Genomic DNA, 21,359 nt, shown 5'->3' with positions numbered 1-21,359 from the left:
CCGCCCCGCATCCCGATCGCCCGCTCTCAGGAGAGGAACGCCCGTGTCCCCGTCAGCACCCCCGTCCGCGTCGGAGTCCCCGTCAGCGTCGGAGTCCCCGACCACGGCTCCGTCGCCGTCCGTCTCGCCGTCCGTCTCGCCGCCGGAGCGGCCGCGGACGCCGCGGCTGAGCCGGTTCCTGCGCGGACCCTGGCGCGTCCCGGCCGTCGCCGGCCTGCTGATCCTCGCCTCGGCGGCGCTCTCGCTCGCCGCCGGGACGAACCCCTTCGGCGGCGGCCACGGGGAGCTGGGCCTGGCGCTGGACCGGCCCCTCCCGCTCGTCCTCGCGGACCTGCTGATGATCGCGGCCGCCGTCGTCGCCGGCGCCCCGATCCTGGTGGCGGCGGTGCGCGCGCTCCGTGTCCGCACCGTCGGGATCGACCTGCTGGTCTCGGTCGCGGCGCTGGGCGCCCTCGTCGTCGGCGAGCACTGGGAGGCCGCCGCGGTGACCTTCCTGTTCGCCGTCGGCCATGCGCTCGAGGCGCGCACGATGGATCGCACCCGCTCCGCGCTCGCCGAGCTCGTCGCCGTCGCGCCCGACCTCGCCGTCGTGCTGGAGGACGGCAGGCAGCGCGAGGTGCCCGCCGCAGAGGTGCGACCGGGGCAGACCGTCCTGGTCAAGAACGGGGCGAAGGCCCCCGTGGACGGCATCGTGCGGGGCGGCGCCGGGGCGCTCGACGAGGCGTCCATCACCGGCGAGTCGATCCCCGTCGAGAAGGGCGTCGGCGACCGCGTGTTCGCCGGGACCGTCTCCACCGGCGGACTGCTGCAGGTGGAGGCCGTCGACGTCGGCGCGAGCACGACGCTCGCGCGGATCATCCGCCGCGTCGAGGAGGCGCAGGACGCGACCGCCCGCACCCAGTCCTTCCTCGAGCGCTTCTCCGCCTGGTACACCCCGGGCATCATCGTCCTCGCCCTCGTCGCCGGGCTCCTGACCGGCGACGTCGTGCTCGCGCTGACCCTGCTCGTGATCGGCTGCCCCGGCGCGCTGGTCATCTCGATCCCCGTCGCGATCGTCGCCGGCATCGGGCGCGGCGCGCGCGACGGCCTGCTGATCAAGGGCGGCGAGCACCTGGAGACCAGCGCCCGCATCGACGCCGTCGCGCTCGACAAGACCGGCACGCTGACGGAGGGCCGCCCGCGCCTGACCGACGTGATCGTCCTGGATCCCGCCGTCGACCGCGACGAGGTGCTCCTCTGGGCCGCGCGCGCCGAGGCTGGGTCGGAGCACCCCCTGGCGCGGCCCGTCCTCGAGGCGGCCGACGAGGCGGGCCTGAGGGTCGTCGGCCTCCCCGAGAGCACCGAGCCCGTGCCCGGCCGCGGCATCCTCGCGACGATCGACGGGCGCCGCGTCGCCGTCGGCACCCTGGGGCTGCTTGCCGTCGCCGAGGCGACGGGACCCGTCGGCGCGGCCGGGCCGTCGGCCGACGGAGCTCCGGCCGCCGGATCCGCGGACCTCGACCGTGCGCGCCACGAGGCGGAGCGGCTCGCGGAGGCCGGGCGGACCCCGATGATCGTCGCCGTGGACTCCCGTCCGATCGGCGTCCTCGGCGTCGCCGACCGACTGCGCCCCGAGGCGGCCGAGATGGTCCGACGCCTCCGCGCCGTCGGCGTCGACCGGGTCGTCATGCTCACCGGCGACGCCCGGCCCGTGGCCGAGGCGGTCGCCCGGGAGGTCGGGATCGACGAGGTCCGCGCCGAGCTGCTGCCGGAGGACAAGCTCGCGGCCGTCCGCGGACTCCGCGCCGACGGGCGCACGGTGGCGATGGTCGGCGACGGCGTCAACGACGCCCCCGCGCTCGCGACCGCCGACATCGGCATCGCGATGGGCGCGGCCGGCAGCGGCGTCGCCATCGAGACCGCCGACATCGCCCTCATGGCCGACGATCTCCGGGCGCTGCCCGCGGCGATCGGCCTCGCCCGCCGCACCGTCGCCGTCATGCGCCAGAACATCGTGATCGCCCTGGTCACGGTCGTGGCGCTGCTCGCCGGGGTGATGCTCGGCGGGGTCACCATGGCGATCGGCATGCTCGTCCACGAGGCCTCCGTGCTGCTGGTGATCGCCAACGGCATGCGCCTGCTGCGTCCTCGGACGACGCCGACCCGGTGACCTCGCCGGCCGGGGCCGGCGCCCGCGCGATCCGCCCGTGTGATCCGATAGGGCGATGACCGCGCCGCGCCCCCTCGACGACGAGCCCGCCCCGCCCCTGCCGCGGATCCTGCAGGAGCTGGGGATGCCCGACGCCCCCGTCCGCTCCCCGGAGCGGGCGGGGGTCGTGAACCGCGTGGCGATCGTCGGGCCCGCCGGGGCGGAGGTCGTCGTCCGCTGCCAGCGCGCGCCGGACGCGGCCGAGTTCGAGTGCGAGCGCTGGGCGTCGGACGCCGCCCGGGCCGCCGGGATCCCGACGCCCCGGATCCTCGCCGTCGGACACCTCGTCGACGCTGGGCCCGCCGACGGCGGGGACCTCGACGCGGGGTCCGCCGACGGCTGGGCGTGGTCGGTGCAGGAGCTGGTCGACGGCACCCTGGGGGAGCATGCGGCGGACCCGTCGGCCGTGTGGCGCGAGCTCGGGCGCCTCTCCCGCCGCATCGCCCGCCTCGATCTCGCCGGCGCGCCCGACGGGCTCTTCAGCCGCTTCGGCCGCGACCTCGACGCGGCCTGGGAGCAGCACCACGCCTACGGGCTCGACGAGCTCGCCCCCGGCGATCCGCTCGTCGGCCTCGGCGTCTACCGGGACGAGGACCGCTCCCGGCTCCGCGAGATCCTCGCCGGGATCGGCGGGACGGCCGGCGGGACGGCCGACGGGAGGGCCCGTGGGAGCGCCGGTGCGGGGGCGCCGGTCGAGCAGGGGCTCCTGCACGGGGACCTCGCCCTGCGCAACGTCCTCCTCGACGCCGACGGGCAGGCGGTGCTCATCGACTGGGGGAGCGTCCGCACGGGGCCGGTGCCGCTGCAGGAGACGGTGCACCTGCTCGGCGTGGAGGACGGGGATCCGGGCGCCGACGGGATCCGCGCCTTCCTCACGGGCTTCGCCGGGGATGAAGGGGGCGCGGGGGATACAGGGGACGCAGGTGATGCGGGGGACGCGGGCGTCGACGCGCTGCTCGCGCAGGCCCGGGCGCTGCAGGTCCTCGAGACCCTCGACCTGGTGCGCTGGGCGCTCGACCGGGCGCCCGCGCAGATCGACCAGCGGGCCCGCACGGCCCGCGCGCTGGTCGGCCGTGTCCTCGCTCGCGGAGCCGGGCCCCTCGGCTGACCCGGCCGGACGCGGCTGGCAGACTGGGGGCATGACCGACACCCCGGATCCCCGCGTCGCCGTCTACCTCGACTTCGACAACATCGTCATGTCCTGGTACGACCGCGTCCACGGGCGCAGCGCGTACAGCAGGGACCGGCAGAAGATCGCCGAGGACCCCACCCAGCCGGAGATCGCCGAGCGGCTCGCCGCCGCGACCGTCGACGTCGGCGCGATCATTGACTACGCCGCCTCCTTCGGCTCCCTCATGCTCACCCGTGCCTACGCCGACTGGTCGGCGCCCGTGAACGCCGAGTACCGCTCGCAGCTCGTGGCCCGCGCCGTCGACCTCGTGCAGCTGTTCCCCGCCGCCGCCTACGCGAAGAACGGCGCCGACATCCGCCTCGCCGTCGACGCCGTCGAGGACATGTTCCGCATCCCCGCGCTGACCCATGTGGTGATCGTCGGCGGCGACTCCGACTACGTCCCCCTCGCGCAGCGGTGCAAGCGCCTGGGCCGCCGCGTGATCGGCGTCGGCGTCGCCGGGTCGACGGCGAAGTCCCTGGCCGCGGCCTGCGACGAGTTCGACTCCTACGAGACGCTCCCGGGCGTTCGCGGCACCGAGAAGGCCGCGGCCGTCGCCGCCAAGCGCAACGGCGGGCGCAAGGGCCGCGGCGGAGCCCGCGAGGACGGCGCCGGACAGCAGGCGGATGCCGCGGCGGGCGAGGACAAGCAGAGCCAGGACAAGCAGGGCCAGGACAAGCAGGACCAGGGCGGCCGCCAGGACAGGCAGCAGGCACAGGGCGGCGGGTCACGTCGGGGCGGCGGCCAGAAGGCCGATGCGAAGAACGAGCAGAAGCCGGACCAGGCGTCGGACCAGAAGGCGGACCAGAAGTCCGACGCGAAGAACGGGCAGAAGACCGGCGAGCAGAAGGCCGACGGGCAGACGTCGGGCCGCGGCCGTGGCCGCAGTCGGACGCGGACGAAGCCCGAGGAGACGGAGGAGACCGGCGCTGTCGAGGACGGTCCGGCGCGCGGCGGAGACGGGTCGGGCGAGGCGTCGACGAGCTACGCCCTGCAGTTCGACGACGGGCGCGGGCGCCGCGAGGACGAGGCCGTCGACCTGACCTGGCACGGCGATCACGACGATCTCGGCGATGACGACGACCGGGACGACGAGGACCTCGACGAGGTCGCCGCGCGCCTGCTCGAGCGGGCCATGCACCTCAGCGACCCCGACGAGTCCGAGTGGCTGCACAGCTCGGCCGTGAAGACGTACATGCGCCGCATGGACCCGTCGTTCAGCGAGAAGGCGCTCGGCTTCCGCTCCTTCTCGGACTTCCTCAAGCACTTCGACGACGTCGTCGAGCTCTCCGAGCGGGGCACCGAGCGCCTCGTGCGCATCCGCGACGACGTCCTCTGAGCGGACGCGCGACCCGCCGGCGGACGGACGATCCGCCGACGGACGTATGACGGCCGGGCCCCTGCACGGGGCCCGGCCGTCGTCGTCCGTGGAGCCGGACCTCAGGAGGCGGCGTCGGCACCGGCGAGGGCGGACTCGACGAGGTTGCTGCGGGACAGCACGGTCCCCGTCGCGAGGGCGTCGGCCCAGTCGGCGGCGGTGGCCACGGCGGCCAGGTTCGAGTGCAGGATGACCATGAGGGTCTCGTGGACGGTGCGGGCGTCGACGGCGCCCGCGGCGTTGGCCAGGTGGATCGCGCCGGTTGCGTCGCGGAGCACCTCGGTGGTCAGGCCCAGGCCCTCGGCCTCGACGGACGAGGCCAGGATGCAGTTGTTGGTCATGTAGCCGACGAGGGCGACGGTGTCGACGCCGCGCTCGCGGAGCTGCTCGGCGAGACCGGTGCCCGCATAGACCGAGCCGAAGGGCTTCACCACGATCATCCAGTCCGCGGTGCGGCGCGCCTCGATCTCCGGGTGCAGGGCGAAGCCCGGGGTCGAGGGGTCGAAGATCGGGGAGCCGACGCCGCCGTCGTGCTGCACGGCCACGATCGGGATGCCCGCGGCGGTCGCCGCATCGATGGCCGCGAGGATCACCGGCAGCGAGTCCGCAGGGGCGGGATGGCGGATCTCGAGCACGCCGTCGAAGTAGTCCTGCTGGACGTCGACCAGGATGAGCGCGCGACGCGGCGCATCGGCGGGCGAGGACGGGACGGGACGGTCGGTCATGGTGACTCCTGGTGAAGCGGCGGGGCGGGCCGCGATGAGGCGGGACCCGGCCGACGAGCTCGTCGGCGCCCTGCCATCCTCGGCGCTCGCCGTGCCATCATGACAGTGGCGCAGATGCCGTCCTCCGATGGATCTGCGCCATGACGTGCGACGTGCGACGTGCGACGTGCGACGTGCGGGGGACGGAGAGGAGCGGGAGCGGATGAGGATCGGGATCTACGTCTTCGACGGCATCACGATGTTCCATGCGGCGGTGCCGCAGATGGTGTTCGACGAGGTCGCGCGGCAGGGCATCGCCCCCTGGGAGACCGTGCTGCTGGGCGACCGGCGCGGGTCGATCCGCACCGCCGAGGGCTATCGCGTCTCCGGGCTCGAGGGCCTGGCGGCCGCGGCCGACGTCGACGTCCTGGTGGTCCCGTCCTGGTTCGCCGACGGTCGTCCGCTCGGACGCCCGGCCGAGCGCGCGGTGCTCGCGGCGCATGCGCGCGGCGCGACCGTCGTCGGCCTCTGCCTGGGCGCGCTGCCGCTCATCGAGGCGGGCCTCCTCGCGGGCCGGCGCGCCGTCACCCACTGGGACGCCTTCGCGCGGCTCGCCCGCGAGCACCCCGAGGTGGAGCTCGACGCGACCGTGCTCTATGTCGACCACGGGGACGTGCTGACCTCGGCGGGCACCGCCTCCGGGCTCGACGCCTGCCTGCACCTGGTGCGCGACCGCCTCGGGGCCGACGCCGCGAACCGCGTCGCCCGCAGCCTCGTCGTCGCCCCGCACCGGGAGGGCGGGCAGGCGCAGTACATCGAGCGCCCGGTCCCCGAGGAGTCCGACGACGACGCCGTCTCCCGCACCCTCCAATGGATCGACGCGCACCTCGAGGAGGACCTCGTCGTCGCCCGCCTCGCCGAGCGCGCCCACCTCAGCACCCGCACCTTCCTCCGCCGCTTCCGCGCCGCGACCGGCACCACGCCCGCCGCCTGGGTGCGCACCCGCCGCCTCGACGAGGCCCGTCGGCTCCTCGAGACGACCGCGCTGCCGATCGAGAGGATCGCTGCGAGCTGCGGGTTCGGCAGTGCCGTGACGATGCGGCAGAACTTCGCGAGCGCTCTGGGGATCTCGCCGGCCGAGTATCGGCAGCGGTTCGGCGGGGGAGGCGACACAATATCCACAAAGAGCGCACCCTCCACTGCCGGAGAGCGGGATCATCCGTAGGATCGGGCGATGGGGGAGCTGCATGCATGGGTGGACGAGAGCATGCGTGCCACGGGAGTGCCTGTCCCGGTGTATCTGCTCGGAGCGGCCATCGCACGGAAGGATGTCACGCCGTTCGTAGACCGGCTCCGGCGCCTCGCTCCTCGGGGTGGAAAGCTGCATTGGCGGGACCTTGGTGAACGTGGTCGGGCGGCCGTGGCCCGTGAGATCCTCACCGAGGAGATTCAGCATGTCATCGTCATCGCCTCGCCGTTGACGCCTGGTGGCCAGGAGCGCGCCAGGGGCCGTTGCTTCGAACGCCTGCTATGGGAGCTCGAACGACGGAGCGTGCAGGACGTGGTCGTCGAGTCCCGATCCGATCGTCAGGACCGGTCCGACCTCAGAAGGGTCGATGGTCTGCGGTCCCGAATGATCGTTTCGCGGGAGATGAGGGTCGAGTGGAGACCCGGCGGAGAGGTTCCGATGCTCTGGGTGCCCGATGACGTGCTCGGCATGGTCGGCGACGCGTACCGCGACGAGGTCGACATCGGGCATCGCGCCAGTGCGCTCATCACCCGGATATACATCCCAGTATGAGCAACGCGAAGGCCAGGCCCCACGAAACCGCGGGCGTCCTGGCCTCTACTTCCATCCTCCCAGCGGGAGGCGGCATCACCATTAGAGCGCGCTCGGACGTCAAGGTCAACATCATCGCCGGAGCGGGGGATTCGGGAAGGTGCCCGTCGTTGTGCCGAATGACGGGTGCGGCCTTCCTCTAGCTCAGGGTGCGGGTTCACCGCGCGATGAGGCGCGGCTCCGCTCCCATCGAGTCAGAGGGCCAGCAGCCGGGCCGCCGCGTCCTTCGCCTGCACGGCGGATCCCGCGTCGCCCTCGAGCCCTGCGGTCGCCATGCAGCCCTCGACCAGCAGGAAGATCGCGTCGGCCGGGGGAGTGACGGCCGGGCACCCTACCGGGTGCCCGGCCGCTGCCATGCGGGGAGGGGTGCCGGCTCAGGTCAGCCGATCATCGAGCCCAGCACGGAGCCGAGGTCGCCATTCAGCGCGGTCAGGCCGAGGCCCGCGGCGCCGAGGGCGACGAAGACGATGATCCAGCCGACCATGGCCAGCAGGTTCAGGGCGATGCCCCAGCCGGCGCGGCCGCGGGCGTCGGGCTCGCTGCCGAGCGAGCTGAGGCCGAGGATGAGCCCGGCGGTGGGGGCGATCAGCACCCAGCCCGCCAGGAGCGAGCAGATGCCGAGCAGGAGGCTGGCCGTTCCCTTGCCGGTCCCGTGGTGGGCGATGGTGCTGTGGACAGTCACGTCGGTTCTCTCTTCTGCGTGGATCCCCGCGTCCGCGGGGGAGGTCCGCCCGGTCTTCCGGGCTGATGACTACACAGTAGGAACGAGGGCGTCGTCGTCGGATCCACCCCGGGGATGGTCGGCGTCCCCCTGTGGGTGGATCGTCCCGTCGCGAATGCTCCGGCAACCCTGCGCCGACAGGTGCGAGGCTGTCTGTCTCGGTGGGGACGGCGGCCCATGGAGGAGCATCGGCCGCGAGGTGAATGGCCCGTTCTCGCCGTGCCCCGCTCCGATAGCCTGCGGAGGCCATGACGACGCGAGCGAAGGAGCTGCGGCAGATGAGTGACCTCCGGCCGACGGGACTGCTGCTGGACCTGCAGGAGCGGGCCGCCGGCGTCGACGGCGCGGCCCTGCGCTTCTCCTGGATCGTGCCGATGCTCGGCGACGCCCGCCAGCGCACCTACCGCCTGCAGATCCTCGCGGATCCTGCGGAAATTGCGGATCCTGCGGACTCCGGTGCCGACGTGGCCGACGTGGCCGACGTGGCTGGCACGACGGTCTGGGACTCCGGGGACGTCGCCTCCGACCGCTCGACCGGCGTGCTCGTCGAGGATGTGCCGCTCGCGCCCGCCACCCCCTACTGGTGGCGGGTCCGCGTGGAGACGTCGCAGACCGGCAGGTGGTCGGAGCCCGCACTGTTCACCACCGCGCCGTCGGACTGGCCGGCGACGCCGATCTGGGCCGCGGCGCCCGCCGCATCGTCCGCGTCCGCTGCCATCCCGGACTGGGCTCTTCTGCGCACCGAGATCGAGCTGCCGGACGTGCCCGTCCGCGCGGCCTTCATCGAGGCCATCGGCCTCTCGCCCGACGGCGGCCCCGAGGGCGGGCCCTGGACGTCGGCCGACGATGCGGCCGACGCCGGCGTCGATGCCGGCGTCGACGAGTCCGCTCCGGGGCCGCGCGGCGGACGCCAGCACGTCTACAAGCTCTGGACGAACGGGCAGGTCGTCGGCTTCGGCAGCGTCCGCAGCGAGGATGAGCGGCCGCGCCTGCACACGCACCATGTCGCCGAGCACCTGCGCCCGGGACGCAACGCGATCGCCGCGCTCTGCTGGGCGCAGCACGGTCGGCAGTTCGCCGCGCGGCTCGTCGTGGTCCTCGCCGACGGCACCCGCATCGAGCACCTGACCGGCCCCGACACCTGGCAGGCGATGCCCGGGTCGGCGCTGCTGCCGGGCGAGGGGAACGTCGGCGGCTGGTGGTACTTCGCGCCCGCCGAGGACTGGGACCTGCGCGAGGAGCCCGTCGGCTGGACCCAGCCCGGGTTCGGCGTCGACGAACCCGCCGTCGGATCCGCCTCCGAGGCGGCGCGCGGCTGGGTCCCGGCGTCGGCCGCCGATCCCCTGCCGGCGCCGCCCGTGCCCGCGACCGTGAGCCTCGGCCTCACGGCGGGAGCCGACGCGCAGCTGGTCGCCGTCGGCCCGCGGACCCTGTCCTTCGACCTCGGGCGCGAGATCGTCGGCGGCCTCCGGGTGCGCCTGACCGCCCCCGACGGGCGCGATCGGGCCGACGGGCGCGACGGGTGCGGCGGGATCGACGGGCGCGGCGGCGCCCGGCTGGCGGTGCGGCTCGGCGAGCAGCGGGACGCCGACGGGCGCGTCGTCTCGCCGATGCCCACGGGCAATCTCTACGAGGAGACCTGGACCCTGCGCGCCGGGGCGCAGGAGGTCGAGCACTGGGGGTACCGGGCGTTCCGCTACGGCGAGCTCGAGCTGCTCGAGGAGGAGCGTGGAACGGATGGCGCGTATGGCGCGGACGCTGCGGGGCGAACGAGCGCCTCCGACGCGGCTCTCGCCTCCGATCTCCTCGCATCCGTGCAGGTCACGCCCATGATCCTGCATTCCCCGCATCGTCATACGGGTGCGTTCGCCTCGTCGGAGGCGGATCTCGACCGCGTGCACGAGCTGTGCCGGTACTCGATCGAGGCGACCGCGCTGGACCTCTATCTCGACACCCCGGCGCGCGAGCGGCTGCCCTACGAGGGCGACGCCTTCGTCAACCAGCGCTCGCAGTACGCGTGCGAGCGGTCGTACGCGCTCGGTCGGGCGACGACCTCGTACCTCGCGCGCCGCCCCACCTGGCCCGCCGAATACCACCTGATGCCGGTGCTCAACGCGTGGGACGAGTACCTCGCGACCGGCGACGACGCCCTGCTGCGCCGCGACCTCGAGCTCTGGCGGGCGGCGAACTACGACCGCTTCCTCGAGCCCGACGGCCTCCTGCACAAGGACCCCGGCGTCTCCAGCGCGTGGGACGCCGACCTCGTGGACTGGCCCGAGACCTGCCGCGACGGCTACATCCTCACCCCCGTGAACACCGTCCTGAACGCCTTCCAGGCCGCCGCGCACGAGGCGCTCGCGAAGATCGGCACGGCCCTCGAGGAGTCCGACGTCGCGGCGCATCACGCCGGTGTCGCCGCACGGCTCCGCGCCGGCGTCGAGGAGCACCTGGTCCGGCCCGACGGCACCTACCGCGACGGCCTCGGCACCGACCATTCCGCGCAGCACGCGAACGCGGTCCCCGCGGCCCTCGGCCTCGTCCCCGCCGAGCGCGCGGACGCGGTCGCGGAGGCGCTCGCCGCCGGCGGCATGCGCATGAGCGTCTACGGGGCGCAGCTGCTGCTCGACGGCCTGTTCGCGCTCGGCCGGGCCGACGCGGCGATCGCGCTGATGACCGCCCGCGGGGAGCGCTCCTGGCTGCACCTGATCGACGACCTCGGCGCGAGCATCGTCCCCGAGGCCTGGGACCCCGGCCTGAAGCCGAACATGACCTACTCGCATGCCTGGGGGACCGCCCCCGTCAACGTCATCGCCCGCTGGGTGCTCGGCGTACGGGTCGTCGCGCCGGGCGCCGCGCGCCTCGAGATCGCCCCGCAGCCCGGACCGCTGACCCGGATCGACGGCACCGTGCCGACGATCCGCGGCGACGTGCGCGTGCGCCTCGAACGGGCCGACGGGCGGGCTGGCGAGCGGGCTGGTGGGCGGCCCGACGGGCGGGCCGTCGGCGGTCTCCTGCACGTCGAGATCCCCGCGAACACGACCGCTCGGGTGCGCTGCGCGGGGATCGACCGCGAGGTCGGACCGGGGACGACCCGGTTCGACCTTCCCCGGCCTCTCGATCATCAGTCTCCCGATCCCGGAGGCCATCGCTGAGCAGATCCCCGGGCCGGCAGCGGTCAGGCGCTGAGGTCCCGGGTCAGGAACACGCTCAGCGGATCCGGCACGTAGTCGCCGAAGGGGTCGCAGGCGACGAAGCCGCTGCTCAGATACAGGGCACGGGCCGGGGCGAAGGCGTCCTCGGTGCCGGTCTCCAGGGAGACCCGGACGACGCCGCGCTCCCGCGCGTCGGCGAGCACCGCCTCGAGCATGCGTCGGGCGATCCCCCGGCCGCGATGCACGGACGAGGTCCGCATCGACTTCAGCTCCTCGTGCCCGCCGCCGAGATCGACGAGGGCGAGGGTGCCCACGACGTCCGCGCCGATCCGCGCCTCCCACTGCTGCACCTCCGGCCTCCGCAGCGCATCGAGATCGAGCACATGGCAGCTCTCCTCCGCCGGGGTGATCGCGTGCATGTCGGCGACGTGCTCCGCGAGCAGAGCCTGCAGACCGGGATCGTCGAGATCGGCGCGGCCGATGCGGAGGGCGTCGGCGCGTGCGTCGGCGGGATGCGCGTCGGCGGGGCGTGCGTCGGCGGTCGGAGTGGAGTCGGTCGAGGGGCCGACGTCGGGGGAAGTGCTCACGGACATGCGCCGATCATGCGTCCGTCGGCCGCGGAGGCGCCAGCGCAGGGACCGCAGTTGCCGTGCCGTGACCCGTATCAGCGGGGTGCGGGGTCAGGAACCGGGGCGATGCTCCGCGTGCGGCGTCGGCCGATCGCGATGATCCCGGCGGCGAGGCCGACGACGATCGCCGCGATCCCCACGATGTACCCCGCGACGCCGACGAATCCGCCGGGCACCAGATGCGGGTCGAGGAACGGATACGGGTACCACCAGGCCTCGCCGGTCGTCGGCGAGGTGACGAAGGGCGCCCGCGCCATCGTGTAGACCGCCCAGACGATCGGGAACGCCGCTGCCGCACCCAGTGCCGCCCACCGCGGGCGCCGCCGACGGGGCGCGAGCAGCACGTCCGCCAGCAGGAAGAGCGGGCCGACGGTGTGCACCGCCTCATTCGTCGCCAGCCACCAGAAGCCCGTCATCGACGCATCCCGCAGCAGCAGGTTGTAGACCACCCCGGTCACGATCATGTACGTGCTCACGCAGATCAGCGCCGTGGTCAGCCAGGCCGGCTCGTCGGACGCGTCGGAGGTGTCGGACGCGTCGGAGGCGCTGGCCGGAGCGGCGCGGTGCCGGCCGCGCAGCGCGCGGATGCCGGCGATCGCCAGCACGGCCGCGGCGGACAGGTTCGAGAGGTTCGTGAAGTAGCTGAAGAAGTTCGCGACGGCCGTCGGCCCCTGCCCGGGGTACTCGACGGGGATGCTCGCGATCAGCATCCCCAGCTGGATCAGCACCGCCCCCGCGCACAGCACGGCCGCGGCCAGACGCGCCCAGGGCCAGCACCTCTCGCGGAGGCCGGTCGGGGTGGCCGATTCGGTCGGGGTGGCCGGTGCGCTCGTCGGCCGAGCGGTCGGTCGCTCAGGCATCCGTCGGCCGGATCCCCGAGGCCTCGGCGACGTCGGCCGCCCCGGACCACTTCGCGACCGGCGCCTCCCAGCCGCGCAGAGCCTCCAGCAGCGCCTGCGGCTCATCGACGACGATCACGGAGGAGCGGAACCGCTCGGCGAGGAACCCCGCCTCGGTCATCGCATCGATCGCGGCGATCAGCGGGCGCCAATAGCCCTCGACGTCATGGAGCGCGACCGGCTTCGCGTGATAGCCGAGCTGCTGCCAGGTCCACACCTCGAAGAGTTCCTCGAGGGTGCCGAGACCGCCGGGGAGCGCCACGAAGGCATCGCCCAGATCGGCCATCCGCTGCTTGCGCGTATGCATATCGGGCACGACCTCGAGACCGGTCAGCCCCTGATGCCCGACCTCCTTGTCCATGAGCGCCTGCGGGATCACCCCGAGCACCTCGCCGCCCGCCGCCCGCGCCGCATCGGCGATCGTGCCCATCAGCCCCACGCGTCCACCGCCGTAGACGACCCCGAGGCCCGCCTCCGCGATCGCCCGTGCCACCTTCGCCGCCTCTTCCGCATACACCGGGGAGAACCCGAGCGCCGAACCGCAGTAGAGCGTCACCCGCTGGAGCGCCCGACCGCTCGGAGCTGCGGCAGCGGTGCCGATGCTGCTTCCGGTCGATCCGGCGTCGACCCCGGTGGTGCCGGTGCTGGCGGTGGCGCCCGTGGCGCCGGTGGGATCGCCGGAGTCGGAGGTGGGGGCGGGCTCGGGCATGAAGGGGCCTCCTGCTGGTCGATGGCGGCGCCGGGACACGGACTCCGCATCCAGAGTCTTCCACGGCCTCGGGCGCTGGCATCGGCGGCGCGGCTGTCGGACGGGGTGGATCCGGCCCTGAACGGCGGTGATGCCTCGGGGCGGTGGGGGTTTGGGGTTGGGGGCTGTGTTCGGGGGAAGTCGGGGCCGGGGGCCGGGGGCCGGGGGCTGTTGGGGGCTGTTCGCGGGGGGAGTGCTCGGGAGGTGAGGGGGAGGGGTGTCCGCCAACGGGACGTGAGCGGCATCTGCCCTGCTATATGCAGGGCAGATGCCGCTCACGTCCCCTTCGTGGACAGGGCGTCGGGGACTGGGGTCGAGGGCGGGGCCGGAACAGGCTTCAGGAGCCCTGGTCAGCGGAGGATGCCGAGGTCGCGGGCGGCGGAGACCGCGGCGGTGCGGGAGGAGACGTCGAGCTTGGAGAAGACGTGCACGAGATGCGACTTCACGGTCGCGTCGGTGATGTGCAGACGCTCGGCGACCTCGCTGTTCGACGCACCGGCCGCGACCAGGCGCAGGACCTCGATCTCCCGCGCGGACAGGCTGACCCGCGGGGACCGCATCCTCGCCATCAGCCGGCTCGCGACGGCAGGGGCCAGGGCGCTCTCCCCGGCGGCCGCCGCGCGCACCGCGGCGAGCAGCTCCTCCGGCGGCGCGTCCTTGAGGAGATACCCGCTGGCCCCGGCCTCGACGGCGCCGAGGATGTCGCCGTCGCTGTCGTAGTTCGTGAGCACCAGGACATAGGGGGCGGCCTCGTCGGCGCGGATCCGGCGCGTCGCGTCGGCGCCACCGGCGAGACCCCCGCTTGCACCCCCGTTCGCACCGTGCGCACCGCTGCCTGCGCTGCCTGCGCCGCCGGTGCTGCTGCCCACGGGCCCGAACTGCAGGTCCATGAGCACGAGGTCGGGGTTGAGCTCGGCGGCGAGGGCGACAGCTTCGTCGGGCGTCGAGGCTTCGCCGATCACCTCGACATCGGGGGCGGTGTCGAGGAGAGCGTGCAGGCCGGCGCGGACCACGGGGTGGTCGTCGGCGATGACCAGGCGGATCATGCGGGATCGACCTCCAGGGTGACGACGAGCGAGGTGCCCCCGGCAGAGGCGCCGGTAGGCGGGGTGCCGGTGGGCGAGGTGCCGGCGCCGAGCGAGGTTCCGGCGGCGACCGGCGCGTCGGCGGGGGTGCTGGTGATCTCGAGGGTGCCGCCGAGCTGCTCGACCCGTTCGCGGATCGCGCGCAGGCCGAAGGAGTCGCCGCGGCCGGTGTCGGCGCGGACGGTCGCGGGGTCGAAGCCGATGCCGTCGTCGCGGACCTCGAGCCGTGCCCGCCCGCCGTCGACCGCGAGCGTGATCTGGGCCGTCGACGCCCGAGCGTGCTGGGCCACGTTCGCGAGCGCCCCCTGGGCGATGCGCAGCAGGGCCGTCTGCACGTCCATCGGGAGCGCCGCGACCGGATCATCGCCGACCCCGCCGGTCGCGCCCGCCCCACCGGCCCCGCCGGCCTCCTCCGCAGGGAGCGCGACCTCGATCCGCAGGTCGGGGCGCTGCCACTGGGCGGCGAGGCGCTGCAGGGCGGGGCCGAGGCCGGCGTCGAGGGCGGGCGGGGCGAGCTCGCGGATGAGGCCGCGGGCGTCGGCGAGGGCGTCCGCCGCGGTGGAGCGGGCGAGGCGGAGGTGCTCGATGCCGGGGCGCTCGCCGTCGGCGGCCTCGGCCGCGTGCAGGAGCATCCTGATGCTGGAGAGCGACTGCGCGACGGTGTCGTGGAGATCCCGGGCGAGGCGCGCCCGCTCGGCGAGGACGCCCTGCTCGCGCTCGGCGGCGGCGAGGCGGTCGCGGGTCGCGAGGAGCTCGGCGAGCAGGGCCTCCCGCTCCGCGGCCTCGCGGGCGAGGGTCCGGTAGCCGAGGCCGATGAGGAGGGCGACCCCGGCGCCGACGAGAGGCCCGACGACCCCTCCGACGCTGAATCCCGAATGCGCGCCGAGCGCGAGGACCGCGATGGCCGTCGTGAGCACCACCGCGATCGCGCCCAGCGGGGAGCGCAGCACGTGGAGGTACAGGAAGAACAGCGGGAAGGCGAGATAGGCGGCGTCGGGGACGAGCAGGAGCATGCCGATCCACAGCAGCGTCAGCACGGCCGCCCACAGCGCCGCCGCCCATCGCGCGGGCACCCACGGCGCCGCCGCCCGCAGCGCACCGCCGGAACCGCGGCGCTCCGGGCGCGCGGGGCGCACCCGCGCCGTCAGCCCGCCGAGCACGTAGACGATCGCGAAGGCGGCGACCAGCACGATCGCGGCCGTCGTCGTGCGCGGTCCGCCGACGATCGCGGCGCGCACGGCGGTCAGCACGAGCAGCGCGGCGACGAGCGTGTGCAGTCCGATGCGGAGGCCGAGGAAGACGGGGGCGAGGGTGCGATGCGGCATGGCGCATCCAGCCTAGGACGCGGCGGGCGGCGGCGTATCCATCGAAAGTTCGATCGCAGGACCGCTCCTGCGGGCGATGGATCCTCGGGCCGCGACGACGAAGGTGGATCCCGGCGTCGGGGAGGGTCCGCGGCGCCGGAAGGGAGCACATCGTGTTCGTCGCCTGGCGGGATCTCCGCCATGCCAAGGGGCGCTTCGCCCTCATCGGCGCGGTCGTCGCGCTGATCACCCTGCTCGTCGGCTTCCTCGCCGGCCTCACCGGCGGCCTCGCCGAGCAGAACGTCTCGGCGGTGCTGGACCTGCCCGGCGACCGCCTCGTCCTCGCCGAGGACGCCGACGGCACCGCCTCGTTCGCGCAGTCCTCGCTCGACGAGGCGACCGTCACCGCCTGGACCGATGCCGACGGCGTCGAGTCCGCGACCCCGATCGGGATCCTCCAGGGCCGGGCCGACGACACCGCGGTCGCGATCCTCGGAGTCCCCGCCGGAAGCTCTGCCGGAACCTCCGCAGGCGATGCCGCGGGCACCTCCACGTCGCCGATCGTCGCGCTGGCGCCGTCGGCCGACGACGCCATCGGACTCTCCGCCGGCGCCGCCGACGACCTGGGCGTCGCCGTCGGCGACAGCGTGCAGATCGCCGGCAGCGACTATCGCGTCGAGAGCATCGGCGCCGACGCCTGGTACAGCCACACCCCCGTCGTCGTCCTCACGTCCGACGCCTGGGCATCGGCCTCCGAGCGCCTCGGCGGGACCGGCGAGCCGACCGTCCTCGCGGTGACCGGCAGCCCCGACTGGGACGCGCTCGCCGCCGAGACCGGGACGCAGGCCGCGAGCCCGCTCGCGAGCCTCGGCGCCCTCGAGACCTTCCGCTCCGAGATCGGCTCGCTGGGCCTCATGATCGCCCTCCTGTTCGGGGTGTCCGCCCTGGTCGTGGGCGCGTTCTTCACCGTCTGGACGATGCAGCGCAGCGCCGACGTGGCCGTCCTGAAGGCCCTCGGCGCGTCCACCGCGGCGCTGGTCCGCGACGCCCTCGGGCAGGCGCTCGTGGTGCTCGTCGTCGGGATCGGCACGGGCCTGCTCGCCGTCCTCGGCCTCGGCCTCCTCGCGAGCGGCGTGCTGCCCTTCGTGCTGAGCCCCCTGACCACCCTCCTGCCGGGCGCCGTGATGACGGTCCTCGGCCTCGCCGGCGCGGCCGTCGCGCTGCGCACCGTCACCCATGCCGACCCCCTCACCGCCCTCGGGAGCGCTCGATGATCACCCTGGACCGCATCACCCTCACCTACCCCGACGGCGACGGCCGCCTCACCGCCGTCGACGACGTGACCCTCACGGTCCCCGCCGGCCGCGTCGTCGGCGTCACCGGCCCCTCCGGCTCGGGGAAGTCCTCCCTGCTCGCCGTCGCCGCGACCCTCATCCGCCCCGACTCGGGGCGCGTGCTGATCAGCGGGGCCGACGGGTCCAGCGGGTCCGACGGGTCCGACGGGTTCGGTGCGTCCGGGCCGACGGGCGGGGCGGGCGTCGTCGATGCCGCGCAGCTGTCCCCGGCGGAGGCGACGACCCTGCGCCGCGAGCGCATCGGGATCGTCTTCCAGCAGGCGAACCTCGTGCCCTCGCTGACCGCCCGCGAGCAGCTCCTCGTCATGGGCGAACTCGGCGGACGCGGCGGTCGTGGCGGACGCGGAGGCGTCGGGGGCGGGCGTCGTCGGCGCGCCGTGCTGCGGGCCCGGGCCGATGAGTTGCTGGACGCCGTCGGCCTCGCCGCCCAGGCGGACCGTCGCCCGGCCCAGCTCTCCGGCGGTCAGCGGCAGCGGATCGCCCTCGCCCGAGCGCTCGTCCACGACCCGTCGGTGCTGCTCGTCGACGAGCCCACCAGCGCCCTCGACCAGGAGCGGGGCGCGGAGATCATGGACCTCATCGCGCGTCTCACGCATGAGCGCGGCACCGCGACGATGCTGGTCACGCACGATCTCGTGCACCGCGACGCGCTCGACGATCTCGTCACCGTCGTCGACGGGCGTCTCGTGGAGACCGCTCGGACGGGGGATCGGATGGAAGCTCGGACGGAATCTCGGACCGCCGCTCCGGTGCGGAGCCGGGCGTCGGCTCAGGTGCCCGTCGGGGCGTCGGCCTCGGCGCTGTCCGAGGCCGGGGTCTGAGGCCGGGTCCGCACGGCGGCGGAGACCCAGAAGACCTCATAGTCGAAGACCTCTGCGGGGGAGTCGGTTGCGGAGGAGCCCGTGGCAGGGGAGTCCGTGACGGGGGAGTCCGGCGTCGAAGAGTCTGCCGCGGAGTCGGCGTCGCGGGCCTGTTCGATGAGGGCGTCGATCCGCGTGTGCAGCTCCTTCGCCGCGGCGCGCGTGAGGCGCAGGCCGCGATGGCTGAAGCCGGCCGGCCAGGGCCGCGGATCACCCTCGGGCGGGGGCGGGACGGAGAGCGCGCGGTCGAGGTCCGTGCGGAGGTTCTGCATCATCGTGCCGCCGACCGCGGCGTCGGGCTGGCCGGTCATGCGCATGCCGTCGGTGCTCGCGCGCCAGGGGCGCTCGCGGCCGTCGGCGGAATCCGCCTGCTCGACGAGCCCGAGCTTCGCGAGCCGCCGCAGGTGGTAGCTCATCGCCGACGGCGTCAGTCCCACCAGGGAGGCGGCGTCGGTGCTGGTCAGGGAACGTCCGGACCAGAGCTCCTGGAGAACGCGCCAGCGTGCGGGGTGGCTGACGACGCGCATGCGCTCGAGATCATCCAAGCGGGCGGGCTGCGGGTCCATGAGCCCATCGTAGGTTGCCAGGGGTGATCTGAAGCAGTACCTTCACAGCTGTGAAACGAATGCTTCGCAGTTCGACGGAGCGTCCGACGGAGCGTCCGACGGAGCGTCCGACGGAGCGCCCGACGGAGCGCCCGACGGGGCAGCCGACGGGGCAACAGGCGGACCGCTCGTCGGACCCTCGATCGGCCGCCCCGGGGGCCGACGTGCTCCCGCTGCGCCGCAACGCCCGTTTCCAGTTCCTCTGGGCGGGCGCGGCCTTCTCGACGCTCGGCACGGAGATCAACCGGGTCGCCCTGCCGCTGATCCTGCTGGCCACGACCGGGAGTGCCGTGCGCGCGGGGCTCGTCGCCGCGACGCTCACCGCCGCGATGCTGATCGCGCAGATGCCCGCCGGGATCTGGGTGGACCGCCACGACCGTCGGCGGATCCTCCTGATCGCGCAGGCGGTGCAGGTGCTCAACGCCCTCGTCCTGCTCATCGGTCTCGCCATCGGCGGCGCCGGCCTCGTGAGCTTCCTGGCCTTCGCGGTGGTCGACGGCGTCTGCCAGGCGTTCCTCGGGCCGGTGCGCCAGGTCGCGATCCGCTCCGTCGTCCCCGCCTCCCAGCTGCACAGCGCCTTCGCCCAGGAGGAGGCGCGCTCGCATGCCGGCCGTGTCGTCGGCCCGGCCCTCGGCGGCGCCCTCTTCGCCGCGGGAATGCTCGCGCCGTATCTGGCGATGGCCGCGAGCGTGGCCATGGCCTGGCTGTTCGCGCTGCTCGCGCGGATCCCGCGACGGTCCGACGGAGCGGGGCCGGTGACCGGGACGTCCCAGCGAGTCCCCGGCGCCCCGTCGCGCGGCGCGCGCGGAATGCTCGCGGAATCGGGGGAGGCGCTGCGCTGGCTCGTCGGACGACCGGGCCTGCGCGAGCTGACGCTCGTGATCATGGCGATGAACTTCTTCGGCGGTGGTGTCACCCTCGCGCTCATCGTGCGCATCACCGCGCTCGGCGGCGGCGAGTCGCTCGCGGGGCTGGTGCTGACCGGCATCGGCATCGGCGGCCTGCTCGGTGCTCTCGCCTCCGGGTGGATCACCGGACGCGTGCCTGCAGGACGGCTCGCGATCGGCGTCCCTGCGATCCTCGGCGGGTGCCTGATGCTCGCGGCGCTGCCCCTCGCCCCCTGGTGGCCGTTCTTCCCGATCCTCGCGTTCAGCCTGGTCACGCCCGCGCTGAACGTCGCCGCCGGGGCCGTGACCGCGCAGCTCGTCCCCGCGGACATGCTCGGCCGCGTCGGCGCTCTGCTCCGCGTCGCGAGCATGCTGCTCTCGCCGCTCGGCCCGCTGCTCGGCGGTCTGCTCGCCGGGACTCTCGGCGGAGCCTGGGCGCTGTGCATCGCGGGCGCGGGCTTCGTGGGGACCGCACTGGTGGGGGTGCTCAGTCCGATGCTGCGGAGGTTCGGGTCCCGATCCGTCGGCGATCCGGAATCAGGCGACTCCTGAGCCGGAGGGCGGCGCGGAGAGAATCCGTCGTGCGTCCTCTCCATCCACAACAGTGCTGGCCCGGCTCCTCACCCCTGCATGCTTGCCGGATGACGCCATCACAGCAACGCTCTCCGGGACATGTGGATAACCGGCGGCGCCGTGCCGCGGTCCTCTCTGCGAGCCTGTCCACGGCCCTGGCCGCCCTCGCGCTGAGCGGGTGCGCTCCGGCGCCCTCCCTCTCGACGAGGCGGCCTCCGCCTACGACGCCGAGAAGAAGGGGACGAGCCAGGCGGCGCGCGTGCGCGCCCTGGCCGACGAGCTCACGGGGCCGCTCGCCGAGCACGGATTCGATGCTCCGGAGGATTACCAGGCCCCAGGGGGCTGGTCCGGGCTCGAGAGCACGAATGGCCATGGCGGCCGATTGACGATCCTGGAGGGCGGAGGATGGGTCCAGGTCTCCGTGAGCGGACCGGTGGAGGTCGACCTCGACCGATGCGATGATGCCGCACTGGCCTGAGCGGCGCGGCGGACGGGCGGAGGAACCGGGGTGAACGGGATGAGCGGGACGAGCGGGATGGGGCGCGCGCGGGGGACGACGATCCTGCGGATCGTCGTCCCCCTGCTGATCCTCGCCGCCGTGCTCTACGGAGGGCGGGTGCTCTGGCTCCTGGCCATGGCCACCGAAGGCGATGTCCCCTCGATCGCTGCGGTGGGCCTGCCGGCGGGGACTGAGGTCCTCGGTCAGACCACGGAGTGCGCGAGCGGCGGCTGCTGGGTCGAGGCGACGGTCAGCCCGCCCGACGGGATGACGCCGGAGGAGCTCGCCGCCGAGATCGGGGCGACGCCGCAGGCCCGGATCCCAGGGAACCTCCTGGACCCGCGCACCGTCTCGGTCCATGCGGAGCCGAGGACGCGCACCCTCATGCTGCGCCTGGACTACTTCTCCCCGCCCGAGGTGCCGTAGGGCGGCTGCGCCTGCTCCGGAACCGGACACGGCCCCTGCGCCATCGGCGTCGCCCCGGCGCTGGGGCCGCGCCACCGCCCGTACGCATCGCGACCGGCGGCGGCGTACGGGGCGGCTCCGGCGGAGAGCCCGGCGGAGAGGTTCCGCAGGGCCTGGAGGGCGCTGACGCGCTCCCCGGCGGCGATCTGCTGCGCGCGCAGGGCCTTCAGCTCGGCGCGTCGGGTCCGGAACTGCGAGAGCTTCGTGCGCATCGAGCGGTATGCCGAGCGGAACAGGAAGAACAGGGCGATGCCGCAGGCGACGGCCAGCATGCCCAGGAGGGCCGCGATGAACGG

21 protein-coding genes and 1 pseudogene are annotated in these 21,359 nt (G+C 74.3%); 12 read left to right on the top strand and 10 right to left on the bottom strand.

Features of this window, described 5'->3' with window-relative positions:
* Window positions 1-166: 166 nt before the first annotated feature.
* The 4 genes and pseudogenes from ACXET9_RS12775 to ACXET9_RS12760 all read left to right on the top strand — a co-directional run bounded on the left by ACXET9_RS12775 (window position 167) and on the right by ACXET9_RS12760 (window position 4,698).
* Window positions 167-2,149: a heavy metal translocating P-type ATPase gene (locus ACXET9_RS12775; RefSeq protein WP_457887093.1), complete on the top strand. Its 1,983-nt coding sequence runs from the start codon at window positions 167-169 to the stop codon at window positions 2,147-2,149.
* Between the two features lie 55 nt (window positions 2,150-2,204).
* Complete coding sequence (locus ACXET9_RS12770; protein ID WP_457887012.1) at window positions 2,205-3,296, top strand: phosphotransferase; 1,092 nt, start codon at window positions 2,205-2,207, stop codon at window positions 3,294-3,296.
* Window positions 3,297-3,327: 31 nt separating this feature from the next.
* Window positions 3,328-3,922: pseudogene (locus ACXET9_RS12765) on the top strand (NYN domain-containing protein); the annotation flags it as partial.
* 428 nt (window positions 3,923-4,350) lie between these two features.
* A complete protein-coding gene (locus ACXET9_RS12760; RefSeq protein WP_457887092.1) occupies window positions 4,351-4,698 on the top strand; it encodes an OST-HTH/LOTUS domain-containing protein in 348 nt (115 codons plus the stop codon).
* A 101-nt stretch (window positions 4,699-4,799) separates the two neighbouring features.
* On the opposite strand, the gene ACXET9_RS12755 is transcribed toward ACXET9_RS12760, so the two are convergent.
* Complete coding sequence (locus tag ACXET9_RS12755; protein WP_457887011.1) at window positions 4,800-5,462, bottom strand: isochorismatase family protein; 663 nt, start codon at window positions 5,460-5,462, stop codon at window positions 4,800-4,802.
* Between the two features lie 202 nt (window positions 5,463-5,664).
* On the opposite strand from ACXET9_RS12755, the gene ACXET9_RS12750 reads away from it, so the two are divergent.
* Entirely contained in the window at window positions 5,665-6,666 is a 1,002-nt protein-coding gene (locus ACXET9_RS12750; RefSeq protein ID WP_457887010.1) for a GlxA family transcriptional regulator, read from the top strand.
* Between the two features lie 9 nt (window positions 6,667-6,675).
* Complete coding sequence (locus ACXET9_RS12745) at window positions 6,676-7,242, top strand: hypothetical protein (protein ID WP_457887009.1); 567 nt, start codon at window positions 6,676-6,678, stop codon at window positions 7,240-7,242.
* 233 nt (window positions 7,243-7,475) lie between these two features.
* On the opposite strand, the gene ACXET9_RS12740 is transcribed toward ACXET9_RS12745, so the two are convergent.
* Window positions 7,476-7,637 (bottom strand): hypothetical protein, encoded by a 162-nt coding sequence (locus tag ACXET9_RS12740; protein WP_457887007.1) that lies wholly within the window; start codon window positions 7,635-7,637, stop codon window positions 7,476-7,478.
* Window positions 7,638-7,660: 23 nt separating this feature from the next.
* Window positions 7,661-7,963: a hypothetical protein gene (locus tag ACXET9_RS12735; protein WP_457887006.1), complete on the bottom strand. Its 303-nt coding sequence runs from the start codon at window positions 7,961-7,963 to the stop codon at window positions 7,661-7,663.
* A 317-nt stretch (window positions 7,964-8,280) separates the two neighbouring features.
* Here ACXET9_RS12735 and ACXET9_RS12730 point away from each other — a divergent pair, with 317 nt between their 5' ends.
* Window positions 8,281-11,154 (top strand): alpha-L-rhamnosidase-related protein, encoded by a 2,874-nt coding sequence (locus ACXET9_RS12730; RefSeq protein WP_457887005.1) that lies wholly within the window; start codon window positions 8,281-8,283, stop codon window positions 11,152-11,154.
* Between the two features lie 23 nt (window positions 11,155-11,177).
* Here the strand turns inward: ACXET9_RS12730 and ACXET9_RS12725 are convergent, their stop codons facing one another.
* The 5 genes from ACXET9_RS12725 to ACXET9_RS12705 all read right to left on the bottom strand — a co-directional run bounded on the left by ACXET9_RS12725 (window position 11,178) and on the right by ACXET9_RS12705 (window position 15,840).
* Window positions 11,178-11,747, bottom strand: coding sequence for a GNAT family N-acetyltransferase (locus ACXET9_RS12725; protein ID WP_457887004.1), 570 nt, complete (start codon window positions 11,745-11,747; stop codon window positions 11,178-11,180).
* A 71-nt stretch (window positions 11,748-11,818) separates the two neighbouring features.
* Window positions 11,819-12,643, bottom strand: coding sequence for a Pr6Pr family membrane protein (locus ACXET9_RS12720; protein WP_457887003.1), 825 nt, complete (start codon window positions 12,641-12,643; stop codon window positions 11,819-11,821).
* A complete protein-coding gene (locus tag ACXET9_RS12715) occupies window positions 12,636-13,391 on the bottom strand; it encodes an LOG family protein (RefSeq protein ID WP_457887002.1) in 756 nt (251 codons plus the stop codon). The genes ACXET9_RS12720 and ACXET9_RS12715 overlap by 8 nt, the downstream gene beginning before the upstream one ends.
* A gap of 389 nt (window positions 13,392-13,780) precedes the next feature.
* Complete coding sequence (locus ACXET9_RS12710; RefSeq protein WP_457887001.1) at window positions 13,781-14,476, bottom strand: response regulator; 696 nt, start codon at window positions 14,474-14,476, stop codon at window positions 13,781-13,783.
* Entirely contained in the window at window positions 14,473-15,840 is a 1,368-nt protein-coding gene (locus ACXET9_RS12705; RefSeq protein WP_457887000.1) for a histidine kinase, read from the bottom strand. Before ACXET9_RS12705 ends, ACXET9_RS12710 begins: the two co-directional genes overlap by 4 nt.
* Window positions 15,841-15,992: 152 nt before the next feature.
* Between ACXET9_RS12705 and ACXET9_RS12700 the strand changes: the two genes are divergently transcribed.
* Both ACXET9_RS12700 and ACXET9_RS12695 read left to right on the top strand, forming a co-directional pair.
* The gene (locus tag ACXET9_RS12700) at window positions 15,993-17,093 is read left to right on the top strand and encodes an ABC transporter permease (RefSeq protein ID WP_457886999.1); all 1,101 of its coding nucleotides are present in this window, start codon (window positions 15,993-15,995) and stop codon (window positions 17,091-17,093) included.
* Entirely contained in the window at window positions 17,090-17,995 is a 906-nt protein-coding gene (locus ACXET9_RS12695; RefSeq protein WP_457886997.1) for an ABC transporter ATP-binding protein, read from the top strand. The genes ACXET9_RS12700 and ACXET9_RS12695 overlap by 4 nt, the downstream gene beginning before the upstream one ends.
* Here ACXET9_RS12695 and ACXET9_RS12690 read toward each other — a convergent pair.
* Window positions 17,944-18,600 (bottom strand): ArsR/SmtB family transcription factor, encoded by a 657-nt coding sequence (locus ACXET9_RS12690; protein ID WP_457886996.1) that lies wholly within the window; start codon window positions 18,598-18,600, stop codon window positions 17,944-17,946. The genes ACXET9_RS12695 and ACXET9_RS12690 overlap by 52 nt on opposite strands.
* A gap of 203 nt (window positions 18,601-18,803) precedes the next feature.
* Between ACXET9_RS12690 and ACXET9_RS12685 the strand changes: the two genes are divergently transcribed.
* The 3 genes from ACXET9_RS12685 to ACXET9_RS12675 all read left to right on the top strand — a co-directional run bounded on the left by ACXET9_RS12685 (window position 18,804) and on the right by ACXET9_RS12675 (window position 21,024).
* Window positions 18,804-20,078: an MFS transporter gene (locus tag ACXET9_RS12685; protein ID WP_457886995.1), complete on the top strand. Its 1,275-nt coding sequence runs from the start codon at window positions 18,804-18,806 to the stop codon at window positions 20,076-20,078.
* 199 nt (window positions 20,079-20,277) lie between these two features.
* Window positions 20,278-20,577, top strand: a complete 300-nt coding sequence (locus tag ACXET9_RS12680; protein ID WP_457886994.1) for a hypothetical protein — start codon at window positions 20,278-20,280, stop codon at window positions 20,575-20,577.
* Between the two features lie 39 nt (window positions 20,578-20,616).
* Window positions 20,617-21,024 carry a hypothetical protein gene (locus ACXET9_RS12675; RefSeq protein ID WP_457886993.1) on the top strand — a complete coding sequence of 136 codons (408 nt, stop codon included), beginning with the start codon at window positions 20,617-20,619 and terminating at the stop codon, window positions 21,022-21,024.
* On the opposite strand, the gene ACXET9_RS12670 is transcribed toward ACXET9_RS12675, so the two are convergent.
* Window positions 20,997-21,335, bottom strand: a complete 339-nt coding sequence (locus tag ACXET9_RS12670; RefSeq protein ID WP_457886991.1) for a hypothetical protein — start codon at window positions 21,333-21,335, stop codon at window positions 20,997-20,999. The two genes, ACXET9_RS12675 and ACXET9_RS12670, sit on opposite strands and share 28 nt — an antisense overlap.
* Between the last annotated feature and the right edge of the window lie 24 nt (window positions 21,336-21,359).

This window comes from Brachybacterium netajii (SeqCode) (assembly GCF_054114245.1).
This window is presented reverse-complemented; position numbering and strand designations above follow the sequence as displayed.